The following is a 25,166-nucleotide window of genomic DNA, read 5'->3' on the forward strand; positions in this document are numbered from 1 at the left end:
CTGAACGGATCTCACCACCAACCAGAAGCCCCCGCAGCCCAACCTCACCACAACGACCCGGTCTCCCGAGTCCCCCCCGTGGGAGTCCGCTCGACCCGCGTCTCCTTGTAGTCGTGCACCTCCTTTGAAACGCTGTCGCCCCACTCAGTCTGATCGTCGGCGTCAGTGCTCCCCGACACCTCGGCGACCGTCTCTTTGATGATCTTGGGTGCGGTGTACTTCACCCCCATCTCCTTGATCATCTCCTCGCGGAGCATGGGCATGACCCCGTCCTGCGCCGCCGCCCTGGCCGCGTCGGGGACGCTCTTGGCGATGTACCTGGTGAGGTCCGCGACGGTGCCAGCCAACCGGGTCAGCCGGGCGCCGAGTTCTTTCATCCCCTCCACGAACGCCCGGACGACCTTCATCGCCCGCGTCGTGCTGGAAACGATCAGCGGCACGCCCTCGACCGCGAGCGCGACCGGGTAGGTGGGCGGGACATAGCGCAACAGGATCCAGACAAGCTCCGCGAGCAGATCCGCCAACAGGCCCCGGATGAAGCCGCGCACGCCGTTGAGCATCGACTTGGCGAGGTCGACCGCGCCTGCCACCGCGGTGGCGCTGTTGGAGATGGCAACGTAGGTGTTCGCCTGGTCCTGAGCCCAGGCGCGATAGGTATCCACAGCCGGACCCGACCAGGACGCGCAGTTGCGGTTCACGCTCTCGACCATCGACGCCGCGGTCTTCTGCACCTCCTCACTGATCTTGGTCCAGGTCTGCACCGTCATGTCGAGCGCGTCCTGGTTGCCGGTGAGCATGTCGAGCAGATCCTTGATCGGCCCGACGTGCTCGATCAGCCAGCCGAACCCCATCGACATGACCGTCGTGAGGGGATTCTCAGTTTTGAAGTCCTTCGCGAACTGGAAGACGTCATACATGCCGACGGCGAGGTCGCCCGCCGCCGCTGCGTGATCGCCCTTGCAGAAGGTCTCGATGCCCCCTGCGATGTCCTGTACGAAGCCCGCCCCCTCCAAGGCGTGTTTGAGGGGGGTCTTGTTGGCCGCGGTGCCCTTGGCCGCCTCGCTGAGGATGGGGTTGTCCGAGTTGGTCACCCCCCGCCCCCGAACGCCGAGGTGATCGAGTCCTCGTTGACCCGGTTGGTCTCCGCCCAGGCGCGCACCGCCTCAGCGTGCTTGTCCGCTGCGGTGTGCGCCTCCTTGAGGACTGACGTCACATACTCCATGTAGGCATTGCAGTAACCAGCGAAGGACTGACCGATCACCCCGAAGTCCTCGAACCCGAGGCGGGACGCGGCCGCCCCACCCGCGTGACCGAGCATGCTGACGGTCGAGTCGACGGCCTTGGCGTGGGCGTCGATCTCGTCTGGGCTTACGTCGAAACCGTTGGGCATGATCTCCCCCAGGGATCAGCGGAACAAGCCGCCGCGCGAGTAGAAGTCGTCGTCGGGCTCGTCGTCGGAGCGGACCGGGCCGCCGCCGCGGACGTACTCGTCCGGTTCGGGTTCCGGGAACATGGCCCGGGTCTGGTCGACGATGACGTCGAGGGTGGCGGTGCCCTGGGCGGAGGGAACCCCCGCGCGCATGGCGTCCGGCAGCTTGGCCTGGGCCTCGGCGACCAGCCGCAGGATGCGGGCGGCCAGGGTCGGTTCCTCGCGCGCGGAGTTGGTGAGGTCGAGGTGGGTGAGGTTGCCCATGTGGTTCACCTCGACCGAGACCCCGTCCTCGGACACGCGGGCGGTCACGGTGGCCATCTCGGCCTGCATGACCTGCGCGTTCCGCACGGTGTCAGCGAGGTCACGCTCGATGTCATCGATCAACTGGTCTGGATCTTGCACGACTTCCCCCAAGTCGAAAGCGCCTCATTCGGTCCTCAGCGTGCCATATGACGCCCGCCGGTGGGCTGGTTTCGCACGAAGAACACCGTTGCCGCGCCCTGCCCTAGGGTTGGCAACCGTTTGGCCGCGATCGCACCTGGGGGAACCATGGAAACCACAGCCACGAAGGACGGCGCCACGCGCCAGCGACTACCGGAGCAGGTCGAGCGGCGTCTTCGCCGAGTTGCTGTCGCCCGCTGGTTGTTGCCGGGACTGCCGGTGGGCGCGGTGCTGGCACTGGCGACCTACAAGAACCTGGGGGAAGACGGGCACTTGGCGACCTGGGCGATTTCGCTCGTCCCGGTGGTGTGGATGGTCAGGTTCATCAGGCACCGGCTGAACCCGCAGGTGTGGCCGGGCTCGGCGGCTTGGGGCGGTGTGCTCGTCACCTACATCGGCGGGCCACAGGCCCTGCAGTTGTTCGCGCCTGCCAACACCGGCTACTTCGTCGCGACACTGCTTGTCGGACCAGTCGCTCTGGGCGGTTCGTTGTGGGCCATCGCGAAGGCCATGAGCTCCCATGTGCTCAACGCCGACCCGGCCGCGCTCATCGACGCTCCTTTCCCGCTCACCTACCGAGCAGCGGGCGACCACAGACTCAAGTTGACGGTGACAACGACGGAGATCTCGTTCAAGCGCAGGCACCTTGTCAACAACCAGAGCAACACCTTCCCGAACGCGTCGATGCCGCTGCGCGCGGTCCAGGTCTTGCGCGTGGGACCGGTCGAGGAAGAGCGCCACGAACTGTTCGCGGGCAGCGACAAGTGGCCCATCCGCGTCCGCCCGGGAATGGCGCTGCGCATCGGTTTCGGCCGCGCCCCGGGCAGGGACTGGATCTTCCGCACCGACCAGGGCGAGCAGATCGCGCGACTCATCCAAGGTCGAATGGCCGCACGACGTGCGGAGTCGCGTGGAGCACGTCAGCACGGCGGCGAAAGCGTGCGACCCTGACACTGTCGACCATGCCCTCGGCGGTCTTCTGGTCTAGGTCTTGTACGACGTTCCCCAAGTCGAAAGCGCCTCATTCGATCCTCGGCGTGCCATATGGTGTGGCGCTGGCGGGCCACTTTCGCAGCATCGGGGGGACCATGAAGAACACTGCCGCGCGCAAGCCAATCCCGAAGGAGATCGATCGACGACTCCGCGACGTCGTCCTTGCGCGCTGGTTGCTGCCCGGCGTGCCGGTGAGCGCGACGCTCGCGATGTGGGCGGCTGTGGCGCCCGGGGTCGGCGAGTTCTTGCAGGGGTCGCTGTTGATGCTCCTCCCGGTGGCGTGGATGGTCAGGTTCATCAGGCACCGGCTGAACCCCCAGGTGTGGCCGAACTCGGCAGCCGGGGGCGGCGTGATGGTTACCTACGTCGGCGGGCCGTTGCCCTTGTTGCTGTTCGCCCCGCTCAACGCGGGCTACTTCGCCAGCAGCTCCTCCATCTACCCGCACGCGACGATGCCGCTCGAGGTGGTCGAGGTGCTGCGGCTGGGCCCGGTCGAGCAGCGGCGCAGCGTCCTGTTCGACGGCAGCGACAGGTGGCCGGTCGCGGTTGGGCCGGGGACGGCGCTGCGAATCGGGTTCGGCAGGCCGGAACGGGATTGGATCTTCACCACCGATCGGGGCGAACACCTCGCGCGCCTGATCCAGGGCAGGATGGCGGCGAACGCGTGAGGGAGTTGGACCTGCGGGAGACGTCCATGCCGGTGGTCGAGGGGTTCCTGCGGCGCCGGTTCGGGCTGCAGGCCGCTTCCGGTGGGCTGACGCTGGCGCTCGCGTTGGTCGGTGGGGGCTGGAGTGCGCCGCTGGGGTTGGTGCTCGGGGTCATCGGGCTCGGGTACGGGGTCATCGGGTTGCTGCGCAAGGAGCCCGTGTCACCGCTGCCGATGGTCAGCACTGGGTGGATCACGCGCTATGTCGTCACGGTGGTCATGATCGCTGGGGCCGTCGCCGCGCCCGTCGCGGTTGTCGCGGTCGTGCTCCTCGGGGCGGTGCGGCTTGCTGCCGTGGACGTCTTGGTGCTCGCGGCGGCGGTCCCGGGTGTGTCCGGCTTCTGTTTGCACTTCGCGGCGGTCGTGTGGACGGGGCCGACCCGGTACAACCTGCGCCTCACCGCCCGGGGCAAGCGGAGGGTGTTCGAGGGCCGGGGGAACGTGCCCGCCTTGGTGCTGGAGGGGGTCAACGTCCTCTGGGGCACGGCTTTGCTGCCTGCCCTGGCCGTGGAACGGGTGGCGGTGGTCCACCTGACCCACCCGTGGGAGCGCAGACCCCTCGGTGCCGCCGACGTCGTGACCGCTCTCCCCGGTCCCGCCGTCCGCTTCGACTTCAGCGCGACCCCGGAGGTCGCGCGGTTGCTGGGCCGCCAGTGGTTCTTCCCCGCCGATGACCCGGCGGCCGTGGTGGAAGCCGTGGAGCGCAGACAGCGGTCCCTGCTCAAGCACTCGTTCAGCGGAAAGCGCCACGAGCGCTGAGCCCCGCCATCGAGTATCGCGGGGCTCACGAGTGTGCCCTGCTGACGCTGGTGGCGTTGGCGAGCAAGGAGTTCTTTGACACCTACCTGCTCTTGCTCGTCTTGGGCGTCGTCCTCGTCTGCCAGGGCGCCCACGGGTTGCGGACTCCCGTCGAGCCCCCGGGCGGGCCGATCGGTGGCAGGCGCTTCGGGGGCGGGGGTTGCGGTGCGGATCGACTTCGGGTCGTCGGAGGAGGTTTCGGCGCGGTTGGGGAGGCAGTGGTTCTTCCCGACCGACGGCGGGGCCGAGGTGGTGGCCGCGGTCTGGGCGCACGAGGCGGCGGCGCGCTGACGGCGGGTGGCGGTCTAGTCGCGCAGTGCGGCGTCTACTTCGGACAGGGCGAACAGCTCGGGGTCGAAGTCCTCGTCCAGGAACTCGGTGAGCTGGGCGTGGTCCGGGTGGTTCGGGTGGCCGAGCACGGACAGCACCGACGAGTAGCCGTGGATGCCGCCGAGGATGTGTTCGGGTGGGGCGGCGCGGGCGCCGTCGGTGCACCGGGGGTAGGCCTGGGTGGGGTCGGGGTGGTGGGTCTTCTCCAGGCGGACCAGGACGTCCCAGGCGTCGCCGAGGTCGTAGCGGTACTGGAAGGTGCGGCGGGACAGGGCCTCGGCGAGGGTCACCGTGCGCTCGTCGGCGGCGGGCAGGCCCGCGTCGAGGTCGGCCACCAGCCCGTAGGGGGTCGTGAAGACGTGCTGGCGGTCGCCTGACCACTCGTAGGCGGCGAGCAGGGTGGCGTTGACCTCGGACAGGACCATGCCCGACGGCAGTTCGAGGCGGCGCCAGATGGGTGGCGCCGCCCCGACGATGCTGGTGTGCACCCGCAGTATCAGTGCTTCGCGGCCTTCTTCTTCAGCGTCGACTCGCCAGCGCTGGTGATGTCCACGATCGGCAGCCGCAGCGCGCCGGGTGCGTCCGCGGGGACCGCGGGGCGGACCGGGGGGACCGGGTCGAGGCGGTGGTAGCCGCGGCCCTGGGCGGGGCGGGTGTCGGCCTCGCCCTTGTTGGGCCACAGGGAGAACGCGCGCTCGGCCTGGGCGGTGATCGTCAGCGACGGGTTGACGCCCAGGTTGGCGGTGACCGCGGCGCCGTCGACGACGGAGATGCCCGGGTAGTTGTGCACGCGGTGGTACGGGTCGATGACCCCGGTGGCCTCGGTCTCGGAGATGGCCGCGCCGCCGAGGAAGTGGGCGGTGAGCGGGATGTTCGCCATCTCGTTCCAGGTGCCGCCCGCGACACCGCCGATGTGCTTGGCGACGTGCTGGTTGGCCTCGTAACCGGCGCGGATGAAGGTCGGGTTGGGCTCGCCGTGGCCCTGCTTGGAGGTGTAGCGGCGGCGGCCGAACAGGCCCTTTTTGGTGTAGGTGGTGATCGAGTTGTCCAGCGACTGCATGACCAGCAGGATCATCGTCCGCTCCGACCAGCGCCTGCCGATCAGCAGCCGGATCGAGCTGGGCTTCTTCACCAGGGCCTTGAAGACCTGCACGAACCGCGGCGTCGAGGAGTCGCCGTCCGAGGCCAGCGTCTGCAGCAGGCCCATCGCGTTGCTGCCCGCGCCGTAGCGGCAGGGCTCGATGTGGGTGTTCTCGTTGGGGTGGATCGAGGAGGTGATCGCCACGCCCTCGCTGTAGTTGGCGTTCGGGTCGACGCTGGTGCGGCCGGAGCCGATGATGGCCTCGGAGTTGGTCCTGGTCAGCTCGCCGACCTTGGTCGAGAGCTTGGGCAGCGCGCCCGAGTCCCGCATCTTGTGCAGCAGGTTCTGCGTGCCCCAGGTGCCCGCGGCCAGCACGACCTGGCCCGCGGTGATGCTGGTCTGGAACTGCTTCGACCGGGTCCCGGTCTTGCGCAGGTCGACCTGGTAGGTGCCGTCGGCCGCCTCGCGCACGGCGGTCACGGTGGTCAGCGGGATGACCTTCGCCCCGCCCTGCTCCGCCAGGTACAGGTAGTTCTTGACCAGGGTGTTCTTGGCGCCCACGCGGCAGCCGGTCATGCACGAGCCGCACTCGGTGCAGCCGGTGCGCTCGGGGCCCGCGCCGCCGAAGTACGGGTCGGCGACCTTCTCGCCCGGCTTGTCGAAGTACACCCCGACCGGGGTCGGCCGGTAGCTGTCGGACACGCCCATGTCGGCGGCGACCTTCTGCATGACCTCGTCGGCGGGGGTGATCGACGGGTTGGTCACCACGCCCAGCATCCGCGAGGCCTGGTCGTAGTGCGGCGCCAGCTCCGACTCCCAGTCGGTGATGTGCGACCACTGCTTGTCGTTGTAGAACGGCTTGAGCGGCCGGTACAGGGTGTTCGCGTAGACCAGCGAGCCACCGCCGACGCCGGCCCCCGCCAGGATCATGACGTCCTTGAGCATGTGGATGCGCTGGATGCCGAAGCAGCCGAGCGCGGGAGCCCAGAGGTACTTGCGCAGGTCCCACGAGGTCTTGGCGAACTCCTCGTCGGCGAACCGCCGCCCGGCCTCCACGACCGCGACCCGGTAGCCCTTCTCGGTCAGCCGCAGCGCCGCGACGCTGCCGCCGAACCCGGAGCCCACCACCACGACGTCGTAGTCCGTCTTGTTACCGGTGAGTTGCGCAGCCATACCGCGAGATTAGGCGTCCGGTCACACTCCGGCTAGAGGCGGCGGCCACTTTTATGTAACTTGGAGTCACACGAACCTGATTACTAGTCGCCGCGCAACAACCCGTAGAGGGTCATGTCCCGGCGCACGCCCCCGCGCACCTGCGCCCCGCGAACGGTGCCCTCCTCCTGGAACCCCGCCCGCTCGAACGCCCGCCGGGCAGCCACGTTGTCAACCGCCGTGGCCGCCTCAACCCGGTCGAGATCGGTGGTGGCGAACAAGTGCGCGGCCACCAACCGCAACAACGGCGCCGCAACCCCCCGCCCACGAGCGGCAGGCACCAGCCGAATCCCGATGTTCCAAGCCCCACTGGCCCGCGTGCGCCCATAACCCACCTGGTGCCAACTCACTTGCCCCAGCACCCGGCCACCCCCGTCAACCACGGTCGCCCGAGTCAGGTTGTGCGGCCGATACCCCGGCTCAGGCCCAGGATCGGGCTCATACGGATCAAGCCCCTCCCCCTCAGCCAACGCAACCGCATCCGACAAAACCCCCACAGCCAAAGCCAGGTCCCCATCGACACGCAACAACTCGCGATCCACAGCCCCATCCCTCCCGAACCACCCCCGGGGCCAACCAGTCCCCGGCCTGGACCCACTCCCGGCCGCCCTCAACGTTCTGGGCCCGGTGTCAAGGGTGGCCGCAGGCCATCGGCGAAGCCGACGCGCAGCGCCCTTGATACCGGGCCCAGAACGTTAAACACTCGCGGCCACCGGGGCAGGCCCCAAAACCAGCCTCACCCGCGCACAGTCAACCCGACCTTCTGGAACTCCTTCAGGTCCGAGTACCCGGTCTTCGCCATCGCCCGCCGCAACGCCCCGAACAGGTTCACCAGCCCCTCAGCGTCCGAGGACGGCCCGAACAGCAACGTGGACAGCTCGATCCCCACCTCGTCCGCCACCGGCAGCACCCGGCTGCGCGGCAACGACGGGTGCGCCGCCGCCGAGGTCCAGTACAGCCCCTTCCCCGGCGCCTCAGCCGCGGCGGCCAGCGGCGCCCCCAACATCACCGCGTCCGCCCCGCAGGCGATCGACTTCGCGATGTCCCCACTCGTGTGCACCCCACCATCAGCGAGAACGTGGACGTACCGCCCACCGGTCTCGTCCAGGTAGTCCCGACGAGCAGCCGCCGCGTCAACGATCGCGGTGGCCATCGGCACGCCGATGCCCAGCGCGGAGTCGGTGGAGGTGACGCCGTCGCAGTGGCCGTAGCCGACGATGACGCCCGCCGCGCCGGTGCGCATCAGGTGCATGGCGGTGCGGTAGTCGTGCGCGCCACCCGCGATGACCGGGATGTCCAGGGTGCCGATGAAGCTCTTGAGGTTGAGCGGCTCACCGTCGCCCTTGGCCACGTGCTCGGCGGAGACGATCGTGCCCTGCACGACCAGGACCTCCAGGCCCGCGCCGATGAGGGCGGGGGCGAGGGCGGCCGCGTTCTGCGGGCTCACCCGCGCCGCCACCGTCACCCCGGAGTCGCGCACCTGCCGCAGCGCCTCGGTGACCAGGTCCTCCTGGATCGGCGCGGCGTGCAGCTCCTGCAGGATGCCCACCAGCGCCGCCGGGTCCTCCCCGGCGTCGGCGGCGTCGACCAGCCGCGACAGCGCCTTCTCCGGGTCGCTGTGCCTGGCCCACAGGCCCTCGGCGTTGAGCACGCCGAGTCCGCCGAGCTTGCCGACCGCCACCGCGGCCGCCGGGGAGACGATCGCGTCGGTCGGGTGGGTGACCAGCGGGATGTCGAACCGGTAGGCGTCGATCTGCCAGGTGGTCGCGACGTCCGAGGACGAACGCGTGCGCCGCGAGGGCACGATCTCCACCTCGTCGAGGCCGAAGGCTCGCCGGGCGGTCCGCCCCATGCCGATGTCGACTAGATCCCGCACGTGGTGCTTCCTTTCAGGGCCCGCTGGTTGCTCAGCGGGTGGTGTAGTTCGGCGCCTCGACGGTCATCGTGATGTCGTGCGGGTGGCTCTCCTTGAGGCCCGCGGCGGTGATCCGGATGAGCTGGGCGCGCTGCAGGTCCGGGATGGTCCGCGAGCCGGTGAAGCCCATGCCCGCGGCCAGGCCGCCGACGAGCTGGTGGATGACCTGGGCCAGCGGGCCGCGGAAGGGCACCCGGCCCTCGATGCCCTGCGGCACCAGCTTGTCGTCGGAGAGCACGTCGTCCTGGGCGTAGCGGTCCTTGGAGTAGCTCCTGGCCTCGCCGCGCGACTGCATGGCGGCCAGCGAGCCCATGCCGCGGTAGCTCTTGAACTGCTTGCCGTTGACCAGGACCAGCTCGCCGGGCGCCTCGGCGGTGCCCGCGAGCAGGCTGCCGAGCATCACCGAGCTGGCGCCCGCGGCGATGGCCTTGGCGATGTCGCCGGAGTACTGGATGCCGCCGTCGCCGATCACCGGGACGCCCGCGGGGGCGCAGGCCTGCCACGCCTCGTGGATGGCGGTGATCTGCGGCATGCCGACGCCCGCGACCACGCGGGTGGTGCAGATCGAACCGGGGCCGACGCCGACCTTGACGCCGTCGGCGCCCGCGTCGACCAGCGCCTGCGCGCCCGCCCTGGTGGCCACGTTGCCGCCGACGACGTCGACCTGGTCGCCCAGCTCCTTCTTGAGCCTGGCGACGATGTCGAGGACCGCGCGGGAGTGGCCGTGCGCGGTGTCGACCATCAGCACGTCGACGCCCGCGTCGAACAGCAGCATGGCGCGCTTGTAGCCCTCGTCGCCGACGCCGACCGCGGCGCCGCAGACCAGGCGGCCGTCCGGGTCCTTGGTGGCGTTGGGGAACTGCTCGGTCTTGACGAAGTCCTTGACCGTGATCAGCCCGCGCAGCTTGCCCTCGCCGTCGACCAGCGGCAGCTTCTCCACCTTGTGGCGGCGCAGCAGGCCCAGCGCGGCCTCGGCGGAGACGCCCACCTGGGCGGTGATCAGCGGGGCCTTGGTCATGACCTCGGACACCGGGCGGGAGTGGTCGACCTCGAAGCGCATGTCCCGGTTGGTGATGATGCCGACCAGGGTGCCCCCGGCGTCGGTCACCGGGAGGCCGGAGATGCGGTAGCGGCCGCACATCGAGTCGACCTCGGCCAGGGTGTCGGTCGGCGAGCAGGTGACCGGGTCGGTCACCATCCCGGCCTCGGAGCGCTTGACCGTCTCGGCCTGCCGCGCCTGCTCCTCGATCGACAGGTTGCGCTGCAGGATGCCGATGCCGCCCTGGCGGGCCATGGCGATCGCCATCCGCGCCTCGGTGACGGTGTCCATCGCGGCGGACAGGATCGGGACCCGCAGCGTCACGTTGCGCGAGACCCTGGTCGAGGTGTCCACGGTGCTCGGGATCACATCGGACTGGGCGGGCTGCAGCAGCACGTCGTCGAAGGTCAGGCCGAGGGGGGCGAACTTGGGCGGGACGCCGTCGGCGTTCACTTCGCTGGTCATGGTGGGTCGCGGACCTTCCTGCATGGCTGGCGGGTCAGGTGGTCCCGGGAGGGGCCCCGGGCGACGCACCCCGCCGTGCACCCGCGGGAACAGGTCCCGCGGCACGGTCGCCCCATCGTATCCGGGGGACACTGGACCACTCGGCGGGTACCGTGCGTGCTCGTGCCGCATGACGCTGTTCCCCCCAGCCCGTTCTCCGGCGGCGGCCTGCCCCCGGACCCGTTCGACGGCGACCCGGCCGACCCGGCCCGTGAGCTGGACGAACCGGAGCACGACGACGACCGGCCGATGAGCGCGCAAGAGCGCGAGGACCTCGTCGGCGACCTCGCAGACCTCGCCGTGTACCAGGCGCTGCTGGAGCCCAGGGGGCTGCGCGGCATCGTGGTCGACTGCGGCGAGTGCGACGAACCCCACTACCACGACTGGGAGCTGCTGGCGGCCAGCCTGCGCCAGTTGCTCGACGACGGCCGGATGCGCCCGCACGAGCCCGCGTTCGACCCGGACCCCGACCACTACGCCACCTGGGAGTACTGCCGCGGCTACGCCGACGGCGTCACCGCCAGCGAGACCGCGCGCTGACCGCAAGGCTGAGGCCCCCACCCCGGGAACCGGCGGTGGGGGCCTCAGTCGTGTGCCTGGCTAGGGCGTGGCGGCGTTCGGCGCCTGGTCGGCGCTCTCGGTGCTGCCGGTGGTGCTGCCGTTGCCGCTGACGGGCGTGTCGCCCGGGTCGATGCGCGGGACCTCCGGGGTCGGGGTGGTCTCGCTGGTCGTGGTCGGAGGCGTCTCCGGCGCGGTCGACGGCGGCGTCGTCGGGACGGAGCTGGGCGGCGGCGTGCTCGGGGTGGTCGACGGCTTCGACGGCGGGTTCGACGTCGACGGGACCGAGGGCGTCGTCGGGTTCGTCGAGGGGGCGGGCAGCGGCGGCGGGGTGGCCGGGTCGACCGGGCTGCCGATCAGCCGCATCAGGTTCTCGTGCTGCAGGGCCAGGTCGGCGTGGCCGTCCTCGGTGCTGATCTCGGGGAGGGTGTCGCGCGCCTCGGCGAGCTTGCCCTTGGCCTCGGCGACCTTGCCCGCGTTGATCGCGGCCTGGGCGATCTGCAGGTCCTCGCGGACCGCGGCGGCGGCCTCGACGGAGCGGGCGTGGTCGGCGTAGAGGACCTTGGTCAGGCTCCACAGCGCCTCGCCCGGCTGGGCGTCGCGGGCGGCGAGGCCCGCGCCGGTGAAGGCGATGGCCAGCACGGCGGCCGCGGCGGCCACCGGCACCAGCAGCCGCGGGCGGCGGGCGCGCTTGCGCTGCTTGGCCTGCAGCAGGGTCACCTGGGCCTGCCGGGTGTCGACGAGCTCGCCGATCGGCTCGCCGTCGACCTCCGCGCGCCAGGAGCTCAGCAGCGCGGCCAGCTCGTCGTCGGCGAACTCAGTGCCCTCGAGGTCGCCGTCGCCCTCGCGCAGCGCCGAGCCGAGCGCGTCGAGGAACGCGTCGTCGGCGTGCACCAGCGAGATGTCCACGGCGCTGTCGTCGTCGGTGAAGTCATCGGGGTCGGCGTTGCCGAGACCGGCCGCGCCCTTGACGCCGAAGGTCACCGGGGTCACGTTCGCCACCGGTCCACCCTCGGGACGGGACGCGGTCCCGTCCGCCTTCCCACGCTCGTCGCGATCACCCTGGTCGGGCATCTCAGACCACCTCCTCCGCGGACAAAGTCTTCCTCAGCCGGGCAAGTGCCCGGTGTTGGGCCACCCGAACCGCTCCGGGCGTGGAGCCGACCGCCTCGGCCGTCTCCTCCGCTGACAGGCCCACCACCACGCGCAGCACCACGATCTCGCGCTGCTTCTCGGGCAGGACCTGCAGCAGGTCGCTCATGCGCCTGCTCAACTCGCTCTGCATGGCGCGCTGTTCAGGACCGGCGTCGCTCTCCGGCCCATCAGGGACATCGGGAACGGGCTCCGATCGGTTACGCGACGCGGCCCGGTGGGCGTCGGCGACCTTGTGCGCGGCGATCCCGTAGACGAACGCCAAGAAAGGGCGGCCTTGGTCGCGGTAGCCCGGCAATGCCGTCAACACCGCGAGACACACCTCCTGCGCCACGTCGTCCGCCGAGGCGAACGAGCGTTCCTGCCTTCCGACACGGGCGCGGCAGTACCGCACCACCAGGGGCCGCACGGACGCGAGCACGCGCTCGATCGCACGAGGATCGCCCTCGACGGCGGCGCTCACTGACGCGTCCAGTCCGTCCCCCAATGTGGTCATCGCAGTGCGCAGCCTTGGTGTTACTCGATCGGTCAACAGGAGGTGCGAGCGGGGCCACAGCCCCGCCCGTGGTCCACCGTACCGTCCTGGCCGGACGGCCCCAGGACGGTAGGGTCGCCTGCCACCGGCGGGACGACATGACCGAGAGCACACCGGCTGCCGCGCGGGGGCCGCGACGGGGGCGAGCGCACGACGAGCCGTGCGCGCCCGACTCCCCTCAGGCACGCACGGCTCGCCGCCGACAGCGGTTCAGTCTCAGGAGACCAGCCCGCGCCGGAAACCATGCGCCACGGCCTGCGCGCGGTCGCGCACGCCGAGCTTGCGGAACAGCCGACGCGCGTGCGTCTTGACCGTGTCCTCCGACAGGTAGAGCTCGCGGCCGATCTGGCCGTTGCTCTTGCCCTGGCTCATGCCGCGCAGCACCTGCAGCTCGCGGTCGGTGAGCTGGACCCCGGGGTCCGACGGCTGGCGCGGCGCGGGCACCGAGGTGCTCGCGAGGGTGTGGGCCAGCGCGGCGACCAGCTCGGGGCGCGAGGCGTCCCAGCGCAGGTAGCCGCGCGCGCCGCCCGCGATCGCCGCGGCGATGCTGCCCGCGTCGTCCGGGGCGCCGAACACGATGACGTTGGCCTGGGGGTTTGCCGAGACGAGCCGCCTGGTCGCCTCCACACCGGTGGGCACGGCGCGCTGCGTGCCCACGAGCACGACGTCGACCGGCTGGCGGGAGAAGCGGGCGAGCAGCTCGTCACCGTGCGCTACGCAATCGATGCGACTAACCCCGGGGACAGCGGACATGACACGAGTCAATCCCTCGCGCACGCTGCGCCGGTCGTCGCAGATCAAGACCGTAGTCACGGGGACTCCTTCCTGCAGCCGAGTGACGTTCCATATCCCCTATCGGACGCGGGGACCGCAACCTTGACACGATGAGGTGGTAAATCTGTCAACGAATCCACCTACTCGTCGGTCAGTCTTTGTCACCTGTTCGGAGCAACGACAAAAGTCGAGGTCGGGACCCATGCCGAGGCTCGAGCGAGTTCTCGCCCTCTCGGGTCGGTGTGACGCAGAACACTATCAAGCGCAGCCCCCAATTCCGCTCCGTAACCACCGGGAGACGCCTCGGCGGCGATGGCGAGGGCGGGCCAGCGCAGCGGCGCGAGCCGGTGCGCCGCGGTCAGCTCGAGCACCTCGTCGACCAGCCGGGCCCGTTCCCGGCCGGGGGCGGTGGCGGCGGCGAGCACCAGCAGCGACTTCGCCCGGTGCCGCGCGGAGGGCACCGGGCGTGCGCAGGCGGCTGCGGCGTGCCGGTGGGCCGAGGCCGCCTCGCCGCTGACGAGGTCCACCTCAGCGCTGACCCAGTCGAACCGGACCTGACCGCGCCAGCCCGGGTCCGGGCCGTCCTGCGCGCGGGCCAGCAGGGTCCGGGCGAGGGCGGGCCTGCCCACGCCGATGGCGTCGGCGGCGAGGCCGAGGAGGACGTCGGAGCGGGCGGCGGGCAGCAGCGGGTGCCCGGCGGGGATGGCGGCCAACGCGGCGGCGCCCCGGCCGTCGAGAGCGCGGGCGGCGGCGTGCCCGCCGAGCTGCCTGCGGTGCGAGGCCAGCGTCGCCCAGGCCAGGGCGGCCAGCGCGGGCTCGCCGGTCAGCAGCGGGTCGAGCCGGGCGCGGGCGGCGGCGTAGTGGCCCTGGCCGCCGAGGGCGACCCCGGCCAGCCACGCGTCGTGCGGGGTGGTGGAGGTCAGGTCGGTGGCGCCGGGGTGATCGCCGAACGCTGCCGACCAGAGTCGATCATCCCACTGATAGGCGTCACTCACCAGGCGAGTGTGCTGCACGCGGCGACAGCGCGTCCACGCGTTCAACGGTGTCACCCACACCGGGCAGGTGTTCAACGGTCGGAGACAGACCGGCTGTCGCCCAACCGGGCCCGCAGGCCAGCACCCGCACCCGGGGGCGTGTCGTGGGCACCGCGCGCAGCGCCTTGGGCTCGGCGTGCGCGGTGGCCTGAGCCCAGACCGCGACGACGGCCGGGCCGGTGCGGCGGGCGGCGTTGGCCAGGGCGGCGACCGGCAGCGCGGCGCCGAGCATCCGGACCGGCACACCGCGCTGGGCCAGGGCGGCGCGCGCGACGTAGAGCGGGAGGGCGTAGGGCTCGCCCGGGGCGCCGCACAGCAGCACCCGCGGCTCCCCCCGCACCGGCGGCGTGGCCCGCATGACCTCGGTGAGCACGCACTCGGCCAGCAGGTGGGCGACCTCGGACCCGGCCGCGGCCGGGCTCGTCCAGCCAACGCCGACGGCGGCGAGGACCGGCACCACCAGTTCGTCCCACACCCAGACCACCCCGTGCTCGGCCAGCGCACCGGACAGCGCGGCGGAGACGGCGGGGTCGTCCATGGCGAGGACGGCCCGCGCCAGGGCGCGCACCTGCGGGGCGGCGTCGGGCGGGACGGGCCGCGGCGGGCCGCCCGCGCGGGCCTGGGCCGGGATGGCGTGCGGGTCGGGCAGCTCCAGGTCCGCCAGCGCGGTCGGGTCGGCGGAGACGCGCAGGGCGTAGTCGGCGGCCTCGGCGGGGGCGGCGCCCTTGAGCAGGGCGCGGCGCATCAGCTCCAGGCGGGCGAGGTCGGCGGTCGCGTAGCGGCGGTGCCTGCCGGTGGTGTGCCCGGTCGGGCCGAGGCCGTAGCGGCGGTCCCAGGTGCGCAGCGTCGCGGGGGCGATCCCCAGCCTGCGGGCCACCGCGGCGACCGGCAGCGTCGGCTCCAGGCCGGGCCCGGTCGGCGGCGGCGCGACAGGCCTCGACTCTCCGGGACCGTCGGCCGTGGTTTCAGACGGCACACCCCCATCGTCGGGTGATGCCAGCCGAGCGGCAACCGGACGGATGAACACGCTGCGTCAACCGGGTGATGCCGAACGTATGAACAACCCCTCCGATAAGTCGATCACCCTTGAACAAGGAATGACGCGGTTCTAGCGTGTAGAGCGCTGAACCAAATGGAGTAGTGCATCCACAAGGGACGGCCTCCGAACTCGGATTTCCCGCGACAACCATCTCAGGAGGCAGCGGCAATGGCGGATACTCGCAGGCTCCCCGGCCCCAACGCCGACGTGTGGGACTGGCAACTGGACGGCTCCTGCCGGGGCATGGACAGCGCCTTCTTCTTCCACCCAGACGGCGAACGAGGCCCGGCAAGAGCGCGTCGCGAGGCCAAGGCGAAGGCGATCTGTCACGCCTGCCCGGTGCTGTCGCTGTGCCGCAGCCACGCCTTGGCGGTCCACGAGCCCTACGGCATCTGGGGCGGCCTCTCCGAGGCCGAGCGGGAGGCGATCATCAAAACCGACAAGCGCCCCTTCGCCGTCGCCAGCACCTGACCAAGGCCCCACCGAGGTGGCGGCTTTCCCGAGCCACGCGAAGAACCCAACATCAAAGCGAAAGGCCCCGGCAACCGCCGGGGCCTTTTGCTACGAGAACCGATCAGTGGCCGTGCCCGTGGCCGTGGCCGTGCCCGGCCTCCGGCTCGTCCTGCTTCTTCTCCACGACCGCGCTCTCGGTCGTGAGCACCATCCGCGCGATGGAAGCGGCGTTCGACACCGCGGACCGGGTCACCTTGACCGGGTCGACGATGCCGTCGGCCAGCAGGTCGCCGTAGGTGAGGGTGGCGGCGTTGAAGCCCTGCCCCCACGGCAGCTCGGCGACCTTGTTGACGACGACAGCGCCTTCCTGGCCGCCGTTGGTGGCGATCCAGAACAGCGGGGCGTTGAGCGCCTCGCGCACGATCGCCACGCCGGTGGCCTCGTCGCCGGTCAGGCCCAGGCCGCCCGCGAGCTCCTTGGCGGCCTGCACCAGCGCGGTGCCGCCACCGGGGACGATGCCCTCCTCGACCGCGGCCTTGGTCGCGGCGACCGCGTCCTCGATGCGGTGCTTGCGCTCGGCCAGCTCGGTCTCGGTCGGCGCGCCGACCTTGACCACGGCGATGCCGCCGGAGAGCTTGGCGAGGCGCTCCTGGAGCTTCTCGCGGTCCCAGTCGGAGTCGCTGGCCTCGATCTCCTTGCGGAGCTGCTCGACGCGGCCCGCCAGGTCGGCCTTGGTGCCCGCGCCGTCGATGATGGTCGTGTCGTCCTTGGTGACCACGATGCGGCGGGCCGAGCCCAGCGAGTCGAGGGTCGCCTCGGAGAGCTTGAGACCGATCTCGGCGGAGACGACCTGGGCGCCGGTGACCACGGCGAGGTCGTCCAGGAACGCCTTGCGGCGGTCGCCGAAGTACGGCGCCTTGACCGCGACGGCCTTGATGGTCTTGCGCAGGGCGTTGACCACCAGGGTCGACAGCGCCTCGCCGTCGACGTCCTCGGCGATGATGACCAGCGGCTTGCCGGACTCGACGACCTTCTCCAGCACCGGCAGCAGGTCGGCCAGGGCCGAGATCTTCTCGCGGTGCAGCAGGACGTAGGCGTCCTCGAAGACGGTCTCCTGCGCCTCGAGGTCGGTGGCGAAGTGCGCCGAGACGTAGCCCTTGTCGAACTGCACGCCCTCGGTGACGACGAGCTCGGTGGCCAGCGTGGAGGACTCCTCCACGGTGATCACACCGTTCTCGCCGACCTTCTCGATGGCCTCGCCGAGCAGCGCGCCGATCGAGGCGTCACGGGAGGACACGGTGCCGACCTGGGCGATGTTGTCGCGGCCCTTGACCGGGGTGGCCTTGGCCTTGAGCACCTCGACGACCTTGTCGGCGGCGGCCTGGATGCCCTTGCCGATGGCGGTCGGGTTGGCGCCCGCGGCGACGTTGCGCAGGCCCACGCGCACGAGCGCCTGGGCGAGCACGGTCGCGGTGGTGGTGCCGTCACCGGCGACGTCGTTGGTCTTGGTGGCGACGTTCTTCGCGAGCTGCGCGCCGAGGTTCTCGAAGGAGTCCTCGAGCTCGATCTCGCGGGCGATGGTCACGCCGTCGTTGGTGACGGTGGGGCCACCGAACTTCTTGGCGAGCACGACGTGCCGCCCGCGCGGGCCGAGGGTGACCTTGACCGCGTCCGCGAGCTTGTTCACGCCGCGCTCGAGCGCCCGACGAGCGTCCTCGTCGAAACTGATCTGCTTGGGCATTGCTCCCTCTCCTGACACGCGAAACGCCCCGGGGAGGCCCCGGAACGGGGCCGCCGGGGCGCTCAGCGTGTGGGTACGTCTTAGTTGATGACGGCCAGCACGTCGCGGGCGGAGAGGATCAAGTACTCCTCGCCGTTGTACTTCACCTCGGTGCCGCCGTACTTGGAGTAGATGACGACGTCGCCCTCAGCCACGTCCACGGGGACGCGGTTGCCCTTGTCGTCGATACGACCCGGACCCACAGCCAGGACCTTGCCCTCCTGGGGCTTCTCCTTGGCGGTGTCCGGGATGACCAGGCCGGAGGCAGTGGTCGCCTCGGCCTCGCTCGCCTGGACGACGATCTTGTCCTCGAGCGGCTTGATTTTCACGCTCACCGCTGTGACCTCCACAGGTCGTCGAAAGCGTTGGCAGGTACCTATCTAACGGCTCCTGCCACCCCGCCGTCGCGGGTGCCGGGGCGGTATCGGTGCCGTGCATCTAGCACTCTACCCATGCGACTGCTAATGCCGCAACGGGGCCTCGGAACACCACCCGACCAGCACTCCAGAGAGGACGCCATGTATCCCACAAGACCGGCTTCACCTGCGGATTTCCCCAGACTCCAGGAGATCGAGGTCCTGGCGGGCGCCGCGTTCCGCGAGGTGGGGCTACCCGAGATCGCCGACGACGACCCACCACCGCTCGGCCTGCTCGCGGAGTTCACGGCGGCGGGCCGCGCCTGGGTCGCCGAGGTCGACGGCGCCGTGGCCGGCTACCTGCTGGCGGAGGTGGTCGACGGCCGGGTGCACGTGGCCCAGGTGAGCGTCGACCCGGCGTTCCGGGGGCGGGGGATCGGCGCGGCCCTGGTCGACCACGTCGACGACGGCGGCGGGGTGACGCTGACGACGTTCCGCGACGTGCCGTGGAACGCCCCGCTGTACCGGCGGCTGGGGTTCGTGGAGATCGAGCCGACCGGGGAGTTGGCAGCGGTGGTCGCCCACGAGGCCACGCTGGGCCTGGACCCGGCCAAGCGCGTCTGCATGCTCAGGCCAGCGCGCTGAGGACGGCCTGCCTGCCGAACTCCACGGCCTGGGCCAGCAGGGCCGTGTCCCGGGCGAGCCTGCCGACCTCCGGGGCGTCGGCGGCGGGCCGGATCTCGAGGACGCGGGGGTCGGTGGCCAGGTCGTGGTCGTCGGCGGCGGCCCGTTGTTCGCGGCCCTCCCAGGAGGACAGGGCGCCGGGGGCGGCCCGGTTGAGGTAGGCGGAGACGATCTTGCCCTCCAGCGGGGAGGGCGGGCCGGAGGTCCAGCCGGTCTGGCGGGTGCGCAGGACCAGCACGTGGGTGGCGGCCGCGGCCAGGGGCGTGCGGAACGGGATGGCCTCGGCCAGGCCCGCGTCGATGAAGGTGTCGCCGCCCAGGGGGACCGGGGGGCCGGACAGCAGGGGAAGGCCGGTGCTGGCGCGCAGGGCCAGTTGGACGGTGCGCTGGTCGGCCAGGTGGGGGTGCAGGTCCACGGGCGCGCCGGTGGTGGTGGAGGTGGCCAGGGGGTGGAAGGTGGTGGGGTTGGCCAGGATCGCGGCGAAGTCCATGGGGATGGCCTCGTAGACGGTCTGGACCAGGTGCTCGGTGTCGACGACGCGGCCGAGGCGCAGGGCCCGCCAGGGGTTGGTGGTGCGGCGGATGACCTCCGGGTCGTCCCAGGCCATGATCGACGGATCGGCTTGCCCGGCGAGGAACCACGCTCCGTTGAGCGCTCCCGCCGACGAGCCGTAGACGGCGTCGAAGCTGGCCGAGTGGCCGAGTTCCTGCAGCGCCACCACCATCCCGCCGGAGAAGGCACCCCGGCTGCCCCCGCCCTCGATGGCCAGGGCGATGCGGTGGCCGTCGGCGCGCGATCCCGTGGCGCGGCGGGCGTCGAGGAGGGCTTTGACCTGGTGCACGGACCTGAACCTAGGCCATGTTCGAAAGACGCTGTCCGCGATAGCCGCGCCGGAGCGGCCCCTGGCGGTGCGGGGCGAAGGCACCGGACCTCACCGATCACGACTCCCATCGAACGGACTCCCGGAACATGACCTAGACGACGCCGAAGGGCCACCAAGACCTCACCCGGAAGTGGGTCGGAAGTCACCGAGCGCAGGCGACGATGGCGAACCGGTAACACCCGCTGCTGCCGGAGGTCCCCGCCACCATGTTCCCCACTCGTCGATCCGTGCTGTTCGGTGGCGCCGCCGCCGTCGGTCTGAGCGCTGTCGGGCTGTCCGCGCTCCAAGCCTCCGCCTCACCCCGGTTGGGTGACCCGTTCACCCTGGGTGTCGCCTCCGGCGAGCCGTCCGCCGACGGTGTCGTGCTGTGGACGCGCCTCGCGCTCGACCCGCTGGCCCCCGACGGCCACGGCGGGATGCCCAACCGGGTGGTGCCCGTGCAGTGGCAGGTCGCCGCGGACGAGCGGTTCACCAGGGTCGTGCGCGCGGGCGTCGAGTTCGCCCGGCCCGAGCAGGCGCACAGCGTGCACGTGGAACTGGCCGGGCTGCGGCCGGGCGCGGAGTTCTTCTACCGCTTCCGCGTCGACGGCCACCTCTCCCCGACCGGCCGCACCCGCACCGCCCCGGCCGCGGGCGCGCTCGGGCAGGCGCTGACCATGTGCTTCGCGTCCTGCTCGCACTACGGCGAGGGCTACTTCACCGCCTACAAGCACCTCGCCGACGACGAGCCCGACCTGGTGCTGCACCTGGGCGACTACCAGTACGAGTACGCCGCCAAGGCCGCCGACGCGCGCCCGGTCGCGGGTCCGGAGACGCGCACGCTGGCCGACTACCGGCTGCGCCACGCCCAGTACAAGTCCGACGCCGACCTGCAACGGGCGCACCTGGCCGCCCCCTGGCTGGTGGTCTTCGACGACCACGAGATCGAGAACAACTGGGCCGACGACGTGCCCGAGGCGCCGGACCCGCGGTTCGCCGCGCGCCGGGCCGCCGCGTTCCAGGCCTACTACGAGAACATGCCGCTGCGCCGGACCAGCCGCCCGCGCGAGGGGCGGATGCAGCTCTTCCGCCGGGCGCGGTGGGGCTCGCTGGCGACCTTCCACATGCTCGACACCCGCCAGTACCGCGACGACCAGGCCTGCGGCGACGGCACGAAGATCGACTGCGCCGAGCGCCTCGACCCGACCCGCTCGATCACCGGGGCCGGGCAGCAGCGCTGGCTGCTCGAGGGCCTGCGCTCCTCGCGCGCCCGCTGGGACGTGCTGGGCCAGCAGGTCTTCTTCGCCCAGCGGGACAACACCGTCGGCGAGAAGCAGGGGTTCAGCATGGACGCCTGGGACGGGTACAAGGCCAGCCGCGACACCGTGGCCGCGGCGCTGGGCGGGGTGCGCAACGGCGTGGTGCTGACCGGCGACGTGCACCGGCACTGGGCGGGCGAGGTCAAGGAGAGCTACGACCGGCCCGACTCCGCAGGGGTGGCGACCGAGCTGGTCACCACGTCGATCACCTCGTCCGGGGACGGCGACGAGAGCACCAACGCCGCTGTGCTCGCCGAGAACCCGCACCTGAAGTACTACAAGAACCGCCGCGGTTACGTGCGCACCAAGTTCACCGGCTCGGAGCTGCGCGCGGACTTCCGCACGGTGGACTACGTGCGGGCCCCGGGCGCCCCGGTGCGGACCGACGCCAGCTTCGTCGTCGAGGACAGGGTGCCGCTGCTCAACCGGGTGTGAGCGCCAGGCCGTGTTTCGGCGCGGCTATCGCGAACAGCGGCTTCCGAAACACGGCCTAGACCGATCGGGCGCAGATCGGGCGAAAGATTGACGGCGCGGCCTTCCGGGGAGACAGTTTCCCCACCCTGTCCCCTGCCGGGAGGCCGTGCCGTGCGCCGATACCCGCTTGCGGTCATGACAGCCGTCGCGCTCACCGTCGCCGGGGCCGCCGTGCCCAGCGCGTCCGCCGCGCCACCGCCCGGCCGCCAGGGGGACTTCGCCGCGGCGGCAGCGGAGTCCGGCGTGCCGGAGCCGGTGCTGCTGGCGGTGTCCTACCTGCAATCGCGCTGGGACAGCCACGCCGGGCAGCCCAGCACGGCGGCCGGGTACGGCCCGATGCACCTGACCGACGTCGTCACCGCCAACCAGGGCGCCCCGCACCACTCGGACGGCACCGAGGACCCCCGGGGCGACTCGGCCCGCCTCCCGCTGGCGCCCGCGCACCACCCCTCCGACACCTCGGCGGCGTCCCTGCGCACGGTCGAGCGCGCCGCCGAGCTGACCGGCCTCGACCCGGCGGCGCTGCGCTCCGACCCGGCGGCCAACATCCGCGGCGGCGCGGCCCTGCTCGCCGACCACCAGCGGACCGTCGGCCCGCCGTCGACCGACCCGGCCCGCTGGCACGCCGCCGTCGCCCGCCACAGCGGCGCCACCGACCCGGCCACCGCGACCGCCTTCGCCGACGAGGTCTTCTCCGTCCTGCGCACCGGCATGACCCGGACCACCGACGACGGCCAGCGCGTGACCCTGCCCGCCACCGACGTCCCCCTGGCCCGGAGCGCCCCGCGCGCGGGCGTGGAGTGCCCGCGCGGCCTGGGCTGCGAATCGATCCCCGCGCCGTACGAGGAGTTCGACGACACCTACGGCAACCACGACAAGGCCGACCGGCCGCAGAGCCAGAAGGTCGAGTACATCGTCATCCACGACACCGAGGCGACCTGGGACACCACCCTCGACCTGGTGCGGGACCCGACGTACGTGAGCTGGCACTACTCGCTGCGCAGCTCCGACGGCCACATCGCCCAGCACCTGCCGACCAAGGACGTCGGCTGGCACGCGGGCAACTGGTACGTCAACGCCAAGTCGATCGGCCTGGAGCACGAGGGCTTCGCCGCGCAGGGCACCTGGTTCACCGAGGCGATGTACCGCAGCTCGGCCAAGCTGGTCCGCTACCTGGCCGCCAAGCACAAGATCCCGCTGGACCGCCAGCACGTCATCGGCCACGACAACGTCCCCGGCACCACCCCGGCCACGGTCGCGGGCATGCACTGGGACCCGGGCCCCTTCTACGACTGGGCGCACTACTTCGACCTGCTCGGCGCACCGCTCAAGGCCCAGGGCCACGGCCGCGACGTGGTCATGGTCCGCCCGGACTTCCCCACCAACCGGCCCGCCTTCACCGGCTGCCTGCCGGACGGGTCGTGCCCGTCGCTGCCGTCCAGCTCGGTGGTCCTGCGGTCGGCCCCCTCGGACACCGCTCCCCTGCTGGCCGACCTCGGCCTGCGGCCGGACGGCTCCCCGTCGACCATGGGCGTCTCGGACATCGGCAGCCGCGTGGACACCGGACAGCGCTATGCGGTCGCCGAGCGCAAGGGCGCGTGGACGGCGGTCTGGTACCTGGGGCAGAAGGGCTGGCTCAAGTCCAGGGACGTGGTGCCCGCCAAGGCCGCGAGGGTGACGGCCAAGGGGGGCACGCCGGTGCCGGTCTACGGCCGCGCGTACCCGGAGGCGGCGGCGTACCCACCCGGGATCACGCCGCAGTCCGTGGTTCCGTTGCAGTACGCGCTGCCGCCGGGGCAGTCCTACACCGTGGGCTGGGCGGGCCAGTCCGAGTACTACTGGGCGACCACGTTCGACCCGTCGACGCACGAGGTCGTGCGCGGTGAGCCGTACCTGCAGATCCAGTACGGCCACCGGGTGGCGTTCGTGCGCGCGGCCGACGTCCGGCTGACGCGCTGAGGTACCCCTGCCAGGAGTCGAACCTGGGTCTCCGGTTCCGTAGACCGGTGTCGTGTCCGCTGGACCACAAGGGCTGGTGACCGTTCCACATGGACGTACGGTCGCCGCCACGGAGAACTATGCCCCCGGAGTCGTGGACCCGCAACGGGTTAAACGCTGATGACGTCCACCGGCAGCCCGGGGTTCGACGACAGGTCCAGCGCCGAGGGGGCGACGCCCGCCTTGACCAGGTGGGCGCCGAGGGCGGCGATCATGGCGCCGTTGTCCGTGCACAGCCGGGGCTTGGGCACGCGCAGGGTGATCCCCGCGGCGGCGCAGCGCTCGCGGGCCAGCTCCTTGATCCGGGAGTTGGCCGCCACCCCGCCGGAGATGATCATGGTGTCGACGCCCTCGGCCTCGGCCGCCCTGACGGCCTTCGCGGTCAGGACGTCGGCGACCGCCTCCTGGAACGAGGCCGCGACGTCGTCGACGGGGATCGGGCGGCCCGCGCGCTCCTCGTTCTCCACCCACCGCGCGACGGCGGTCTTGAGACCGGAGAAGGAGAAGTCGTAGGCGGCGTCGCGCGGGCCCGTGAGCCCGCGCGGGAAGTGGATCGACGGGCTGCCGCGGCGGGCGGCCGCGTCGATCGGCGGGCCGCCGGGGTAGGGCAGGTCGAGGATGCGGGCGACCTTGTCGTAGGCCTCGCCCGCGGCGTCGTCGATGGTGGAGCCGAGTTCGGTGATGGACGTGGCCAGGTCGTCCACCCGCAGTAGCTGCGTGTGGCCGCCGGAGACGAGCAGGGCCAGGCACGGCGAGGGCAGCGGGCCGTGCTCCAGGGTGTCGGCGGCGACGTGCCCGGCGAGGTGGTTGGCGCCGTAGAGCGGCACGTCGAGGGCCAGCGCGTAGGCCTTGGCCGCGGAGACGCCGACGAGCAGCGCGCCTGCCAGGCCCGGCCCGCTGGTGACCGCGATGGCGTCCACATCGGACAGCCTCAGCCCGGCGGTGTCGAAGGCGCGGCGCATCGCGGGCACCAGCGACTCCAGGTGCGCCCGGCTGGCCACCTCGGGCACCACGCCGCCGAAGCGGGCGTGCTGCTCGACGCTGGAGGCGACCTCGTCGGCGAGCAGCGTGATCCCCCCCGCCGCGTCGAGCCGGGACAGGCCGACGCCGGTCTCGTCGCAGGAGCTCTCGATGCCGAGGATGATCGTCACGGGGTGGGCTCCTGGGTCAGCGGGCGCGCCTGCCTGGCCATGGTGAAGGCGTCGGCCCCGGAGGGCTGGTAGTAGCGCTTGCGCAGGCCGATGGTGGTGAACCCGTGCGCGCGGTAGAGCTCGATCGCGCCCTCGTTGTCCGTGCGGACCTCGAGGAAGACCTCAGCGGCCGCCGCGTCGGCACGGGCGAGCAGCGCGCGCAGCAGGGCCCGGCCGATACCGCGACGGTGCTGGGCCGGGTCAACGGCGATGGTGTGCACACTCCCCTCCATGTCACCGGGCCGCCCCGCCAACGACAACCCGGCGTACCCGACCAGCTCCTCGCCCAGGAACGCACCCAGGTAGTAGTGCCCCCAGTCCAACTCGGCGGCGAAGGCCTGCTCACTCCACGGGTCGTCGCCCGCGAAGATCACCGCCTCCAACTCCGCACAGCGCCGCAGGTCACGACGCCGCAGCGGAGCCAGCCGGACATCGGTGTCAGCCGCGGTCACGCCACCCCACCCCCTCTCGCACGCACAGCGAAGCCAACTCGCCAAACCCCCGCGG

At 71.7% G+C, this 25,166-nt stretch carries 27 protein-coding genes and 1 tRNA gene; 9 read left to right on the forward strand and 19 right to left on the reverse strand.

The window, feature by feature from the left end; translation table 11 throughout:
- Nucleotides 1–44: 44 nt before the first annotated feature.
- The 3 genes from GCL84_RS24215 to GCL84_RS24225 are packed head-to-tail and all read right to left on the reverse strand — an operon-like array spanning nucleotide 45 to nucleotide 1,834.
- A complete protein-coding gene (locus tag GCL84_RS24215; protein ID WP_156757853.1) occupies nucleotides 45–1,091 on the reverse strand; it encodes a hypothetical protein in 1,047 nt (348 codons plus the stop codon).
- Nucleotides 1,088–1,390 carry a hypothetical protein gene (locus tag GCL84_RS24220; protein ID WP_156757854.1) on the reverse strand — a complete coding sequence of 101 codons (303 nt, stop codon included), beginning with the start codon at nucleotides 1,388–1,390 and terminating at the stop codon, nucleotides 1,088–1,090. The genes GCL84_RS24215 and GCL84_RS24220 overlap by 4 nt, the downstream gene beginning before the upstream one ends.
- 15 nt (nucleotides 1,391–1,405) lie before the next feature.
- On the reverse strand, nucleotides 1,406–1,834 hold the full coding sequence (locus GCL84_RS24225) for a YbaB/EbfC family nucleoid-associated protein (RefSeq protein WP_156757855.1): 429 nt from the start codon (nucleotides 1,832–1,834) through the stop codon (nucleotides 1,406–1,408).
- Between the two features lie 147 nt (nucleotides 1,835–1,981).
- Here GCL84_RS24225 and GCL84_RS24230 point away from each other — a divergent pair, with 147 nt between their 5' ends.
- The 4 genes from GCL84_RS24230 (at nucleotide 1,982) to GCL84_RS30740 (ending at nucleotide 4,661) form a co-directional block, all read left to right on the forward strand.
- Nucleotides 1,982–2,824, forward strand: a complete 843-nt coding sequence (locus GCL84_RS24230; protein ID WP_156757856.1) for a hypothetical protein — start codon at nucleotides 1,982–1,984, stop codon at nucleotides 2,822–2,824.
- An 11-nt stretch (nucleotides 2,825–2,835) separates the two neighbouring features.
- On the forward strand, nucleotides 2,836–3,534 hold the full coding sequence (locus GCL84_RS24235) for a hypothetical protein (protein WP_156757857.1): 699 nt from the start codon (nucleotides 2,836–2,838) through the stop codon (nucleotides 3,532–3,534).
- Nucleotides 3,531–4,331: a hypothetical protein gene (locus GCL84_RS24240; protein ID WP_156757858.1), complete on the forward strand. Its 801-nt coding sequence runs from the start codon at nucleotides 3,531–3,533 to the stop codon at nucleotides 4,329–4,331. The genes GCL84_RS24235 and GCL84_RS24240 overlap by 4 nt, the downstream gene beginning before the upstream one ends.
- 204 nt (nucleotides 4,332–4,535) lie before the next feature.
- A complete protein-coding gene (locus GCL84_RS30740) occupies nucleotides 4,536–4,661 on the forward strand; it encodes a hypothetical protein (protein ID WP_268891408.1) in 126 nt (41 codons plus the stop codon).
- Between the two features lie 14 nt (nucleotides 4,662–4,675).
- Here GCL84_RS30740 and GCL84_RS24245 read toward each other — a convergent pair whose 3' ends face one another.
- The 5 genes from GCL84_RS24245 to guaB form a co-directional block, all read right to left on the reverse strand.
- The gene (locus GCL84_RS24245; protein WP_197523486.1) at nucleotides 4,676–5,188 is read right to left on the reverse strand and encodes a plasmid pRiA4b ORF-3 family protein; all 513 of its coding nucleotides are present in this window, start codon (nucleotides 5,186–5,188) and stop codon (nucleotides 4,676–4,678) included.
- An 8-nt stretch (nucleotides 5,189–5,196) separates the two neighbouring features.
- A complete protein-coding gene (locus GCL84_RS24250; protein WP_156757860.1) occupies nucleotides 5,197–6,954 on the reverse strand; it encodes a GMC family oxidoreductase in 1,758 nt (585 codons plus the stop codon).
- 83 nt (nucleotides 6,955–7,037) lie between these two features.
- Nucleotides 7,038–7,535, reverse strand: coding sequence for a GNAT family N-acetyltransferase (locus GCL84_RS29490; RefSeq protein ID WP_328618789.1), 498 nt, complete (start codon nucleotides 7,533–7,535; stop codon nucleotides 7,038–7,040).
- 194 nt (nucleotides 7,536–7,729) lie between these two features.
- Nucleotides 7,730–8,869, reverse strand: coding sequence for a GuaB3 family IMP dehydrogenase-related protein (locus GCL84_RS24260; RefSeq protein ID WP_156757862.1), 1,140 nt, complete (start codon nucleotides 8,867–8,869; stop codon nucleotides 7,730–7,732).
- A 31-nt stretch (nucleotides 8,870–8,900) separates the two neighbouring features.
- Nucleotides 8,901–10,412 (reverse strand): IMP dehydrogenase, encoded by a 1,512-nt coding sequence (guaB, locus tag GCL84_RS24265; RefSeq protein ID WP_156757863.1) that lies wholly within the window; start codon nucleotides 10,410–10,412, stop codon nucleotides 8,901–8,903.
- A 156-nt stretch (nucleotides 10,413–10,568) separates the two neighbouring features.
- On the opposite strand from guaB, the gene GCL84_RS24270 reads away from it, so the two are divergent.
- Nucleotides 10,569–10,991, forward strand: coding sequence for a DUF5319 domain-containing protein (locus tag GCL84_RS24270; protein ID WP_235926666.1), 423 nt, complete (start codon nucleotides 10,569–10,571; stop codon nucleotides 10,989–10,991).
- A 60-nt stretch (nucleotides 10,992–11,051) separates the two neighbouring features.
- On the opposite strand, the gene GCL84_RS24275 is transcribed toward GCL84_RS24270, so the two are convergent.
- From GCL84_RS24275 to GCL84_RS24295, 5 genes are all read right to left on the reverse strand, one after another.
- Nucleotides 11,052–12,011: an anti-sigma-D factor RsdA gene (locus GCL84_RS24275; RefSeq protein ID WP_197523488.1), complete on the reverse strand. Its 960-nt coding sequence runs from the start codon at nucleotides 12,009–12,011 to the stop codon at nucleotides 11,052–11,054.
- A gap of 73 nt (nucleotides 12,012–12,084) precedes the next feature.
- Nucleotides 12,085–12,657 (reverse strand): sigma-70 family RNA polymerase sigma factor, encoded by a 573-nt coding sequence (locus GCL84_RS24280; protein WP_156757865.1) that lies wholly within the window; start codon nucleotides 12,655–12,657, stop codon nucleotides 12,085–12,087.
- Between the two features lie 255 nt (nucleotides 12,658–12,912).
- Nucleotides 12,913–13,509, reverse strand: coding sequence for a response regulator transcription factor (locus GCL84_RS24285; RefSeq protein ID WP_018682728.1), 597 nt, complete (start codon nucleotides 13,507–13,509; stop codon nucleotides 12,913–12,915).
- Between the two features lie 122 nt (nucleotides 13,510–13,631).
- Nucleotides 13,632–14,465 (reverse strand): hypothetical protein, encoded by an 834-nt coding sequence (locus tag GCL84_RS24290; RefSeq protein WP_156757866.1) that lies wholly within the window; start codon nucleotides 14,463–14,465, stop codon nucleotides 13,632–13,634.
- Nucleotides 14,458–15,480 (reverse strand): MerR family transcriptional regulator, encoded by a 1,023-nt coding sequence (locus tag GCL84_RS24295; protein WP_235926667.1) that lies wholly within the window; start codon nucleotides 15,478–15,480, stop codon nucleotides 14,458–14,460. Before GCL84_RS24295 ends, GCL84_RS24290 begins: the two co-directional genes overlap by 8 nt.
- Nucleotides 15,481–15,711: 231 nt before the next feature.
- On the opposite strand from GCL84_RS24295, the gene GCL84_RS24300 reads away from it, so the two are divergent.
- Complete coding sequence (locus tag GCL84_RS24300) at nucleotides 15,712–16,014, forward strand: WhiB family transcriptional regulator (RefSeq protein ID WP_156757867.1); 303 nt, start codon at nucleotides 15,712–15,714, stop codon at nucleotides 16,012–16,014.
- A 103-nt stretch (nucleotides 16,015–16,117) separates the two neighbouring features.
- On the opposite strand, the gene groL is transcribed toward GCL84_RS24300, so the two are convergent.
- Nucleotides 16,118–17,737 (reverse strand): chaperonin GroEL, encoded by a 1,620-nt coding sequence (groL, locus tag GCL84_RS24305; protein WP_156757868.1) that lies wholly within the window; start codon nucleotides 17,735–17,737, stop codon nucleotides 16,118–16,120.
- Nucleotides 17,738–17,817: 80 nt separating this feature from the next.
- Nucleotides 17,818–18,111, reverse strand: a complete 294-nt coding sequence (gene groES, locus GCL84_RS24310) for a co-chaperone GroES (protein ID WP_156757869.1) — start codon at nucleotides 18,109–18,111, stop codon at nucleotides 17,818–17,820.
- Nucleotides 18,112–18,294: 183 nt separating this feature from the next.
- Between groES and GCL84_RS24315 the strand changes: the two genes are divergently transcribed.
- Nucleotides 18,295–18,777, forward strand: coding sequence for a GNAT family N-acetyltransferase (locus GCL84_RS24315; protein ID WP_156757870.1), 483 nt, complete (start codon nucleotides 18,295–18,297; stop codon nucleotides 18,775–18,777).
- Here GCL84_RS24315 and GCL84_RS30745 read toward each other — a convergent pair.
- The gene (locus GCL84_RS30745) at nucleotides 18,761–19,657 is read right to left on the reverse strand and encodes a patatin-like phospholipase family protein (protein ID WP_156757871.1); all 897 of its coding nucleotides are present in this window, start codon (nucleotides 19,655–19,657) and stop codon (nucleotides 18,761–18,763) included. The two genes, GCL84_RS24315 and GCL84_RS30745, sit on opposite strands and share 17 nt — an antisense overlap.
- 248 nt (nucleotides 19,658–19,905) lie before the next feature.
- On the opposite strand from GCL84_RS30745, the gene GCL84_RS24325 reads away from it, so the two are divergent.
- Together GCL84_RS24325 and GCL84_RS24330 are read left to right on the forward strand one after the other, a co-directional pair.
- On the forward strand, nucleotides 19,906–21,432 hold the full coding sequence (locus GCL84_RS24325) for an alkaline phosphatase D family protein (RefSeq protein ID WP_156757872.1): 1,527 nt from the start codon (nucleotides 19,906–19,908) through the stop codon (nucleotides 21,430–21,432).
- 174 nt (nucleotides 21,433–21,606) lie between these two features.
- Nucleotides 21,607–23,430, forward strand: a complete 1,824-nt coding sequence (locus GCL84_RS24330) for an N-acetylmuramoyl-L-alanine amidase (RefSeq protein WP_156757873.1) — start codon at nucleotides 21,607–21,609, stop codon at nucleotides 23,428–23,430.
- 2 nt (nucleotides 23,431–23,432) lie between these two features.
- Here GCL84_RS24330 and GCL84_RS24335 read toward each other — a convergent pair.
- The 3 genes from GCL84_RS24335 to rimI form a co-directional block, all read right to left on the reverse strand.
- Nucleotides 23,433–23,504, reverse strand: a tRNA-Arg gene (locus tag GCL84_RS24335).
- Between the two features lie 75 nt (nucleotides 23,505–23,579).
- On the reverse strand, nucleotides 23,580–24,620 hold the full coding sequence (gene tsaD / locus GCL84_RS24340; protein WP_156757874.1) for a tRNA (adenosine(37)-N6)-threonylcarbamoyltransferase complex transferase subunit TsaD: 1,041 nt from the start codon (nucleotides 24,618–24,620) through the stop codon (nucleotides 23,580–23,582).
- Nucleotides 24,617–25,111: a ribosomal protein S18-alanine N-acetyltransferase gene (rimI, locus tag GCL84_RS24345; RefSeq protein WP_156757875.1), complete on the reverse strand. Its 495-nt coding sequence runs from the start codon at nucleotides 25,109–25,111 to the stop codon at nucleotides 24,617–24,619. The genes tsaD and rimI overlap by 4 nt, the downstream gene beginning before the upstream one ends.
- Nucleotides 25,112–25,166 lie beyond the last annotated feature (55 nt).

It is taken from the genome of Actinokineospora pegani (assembly GCF_009745975.1).
Lineage (GTDB): Bacteria > Actinomycetota > Actinomycetes > Mycobacteriales > Pseudonocardiaceae > Actinokineospora > Actinokineospora pegani.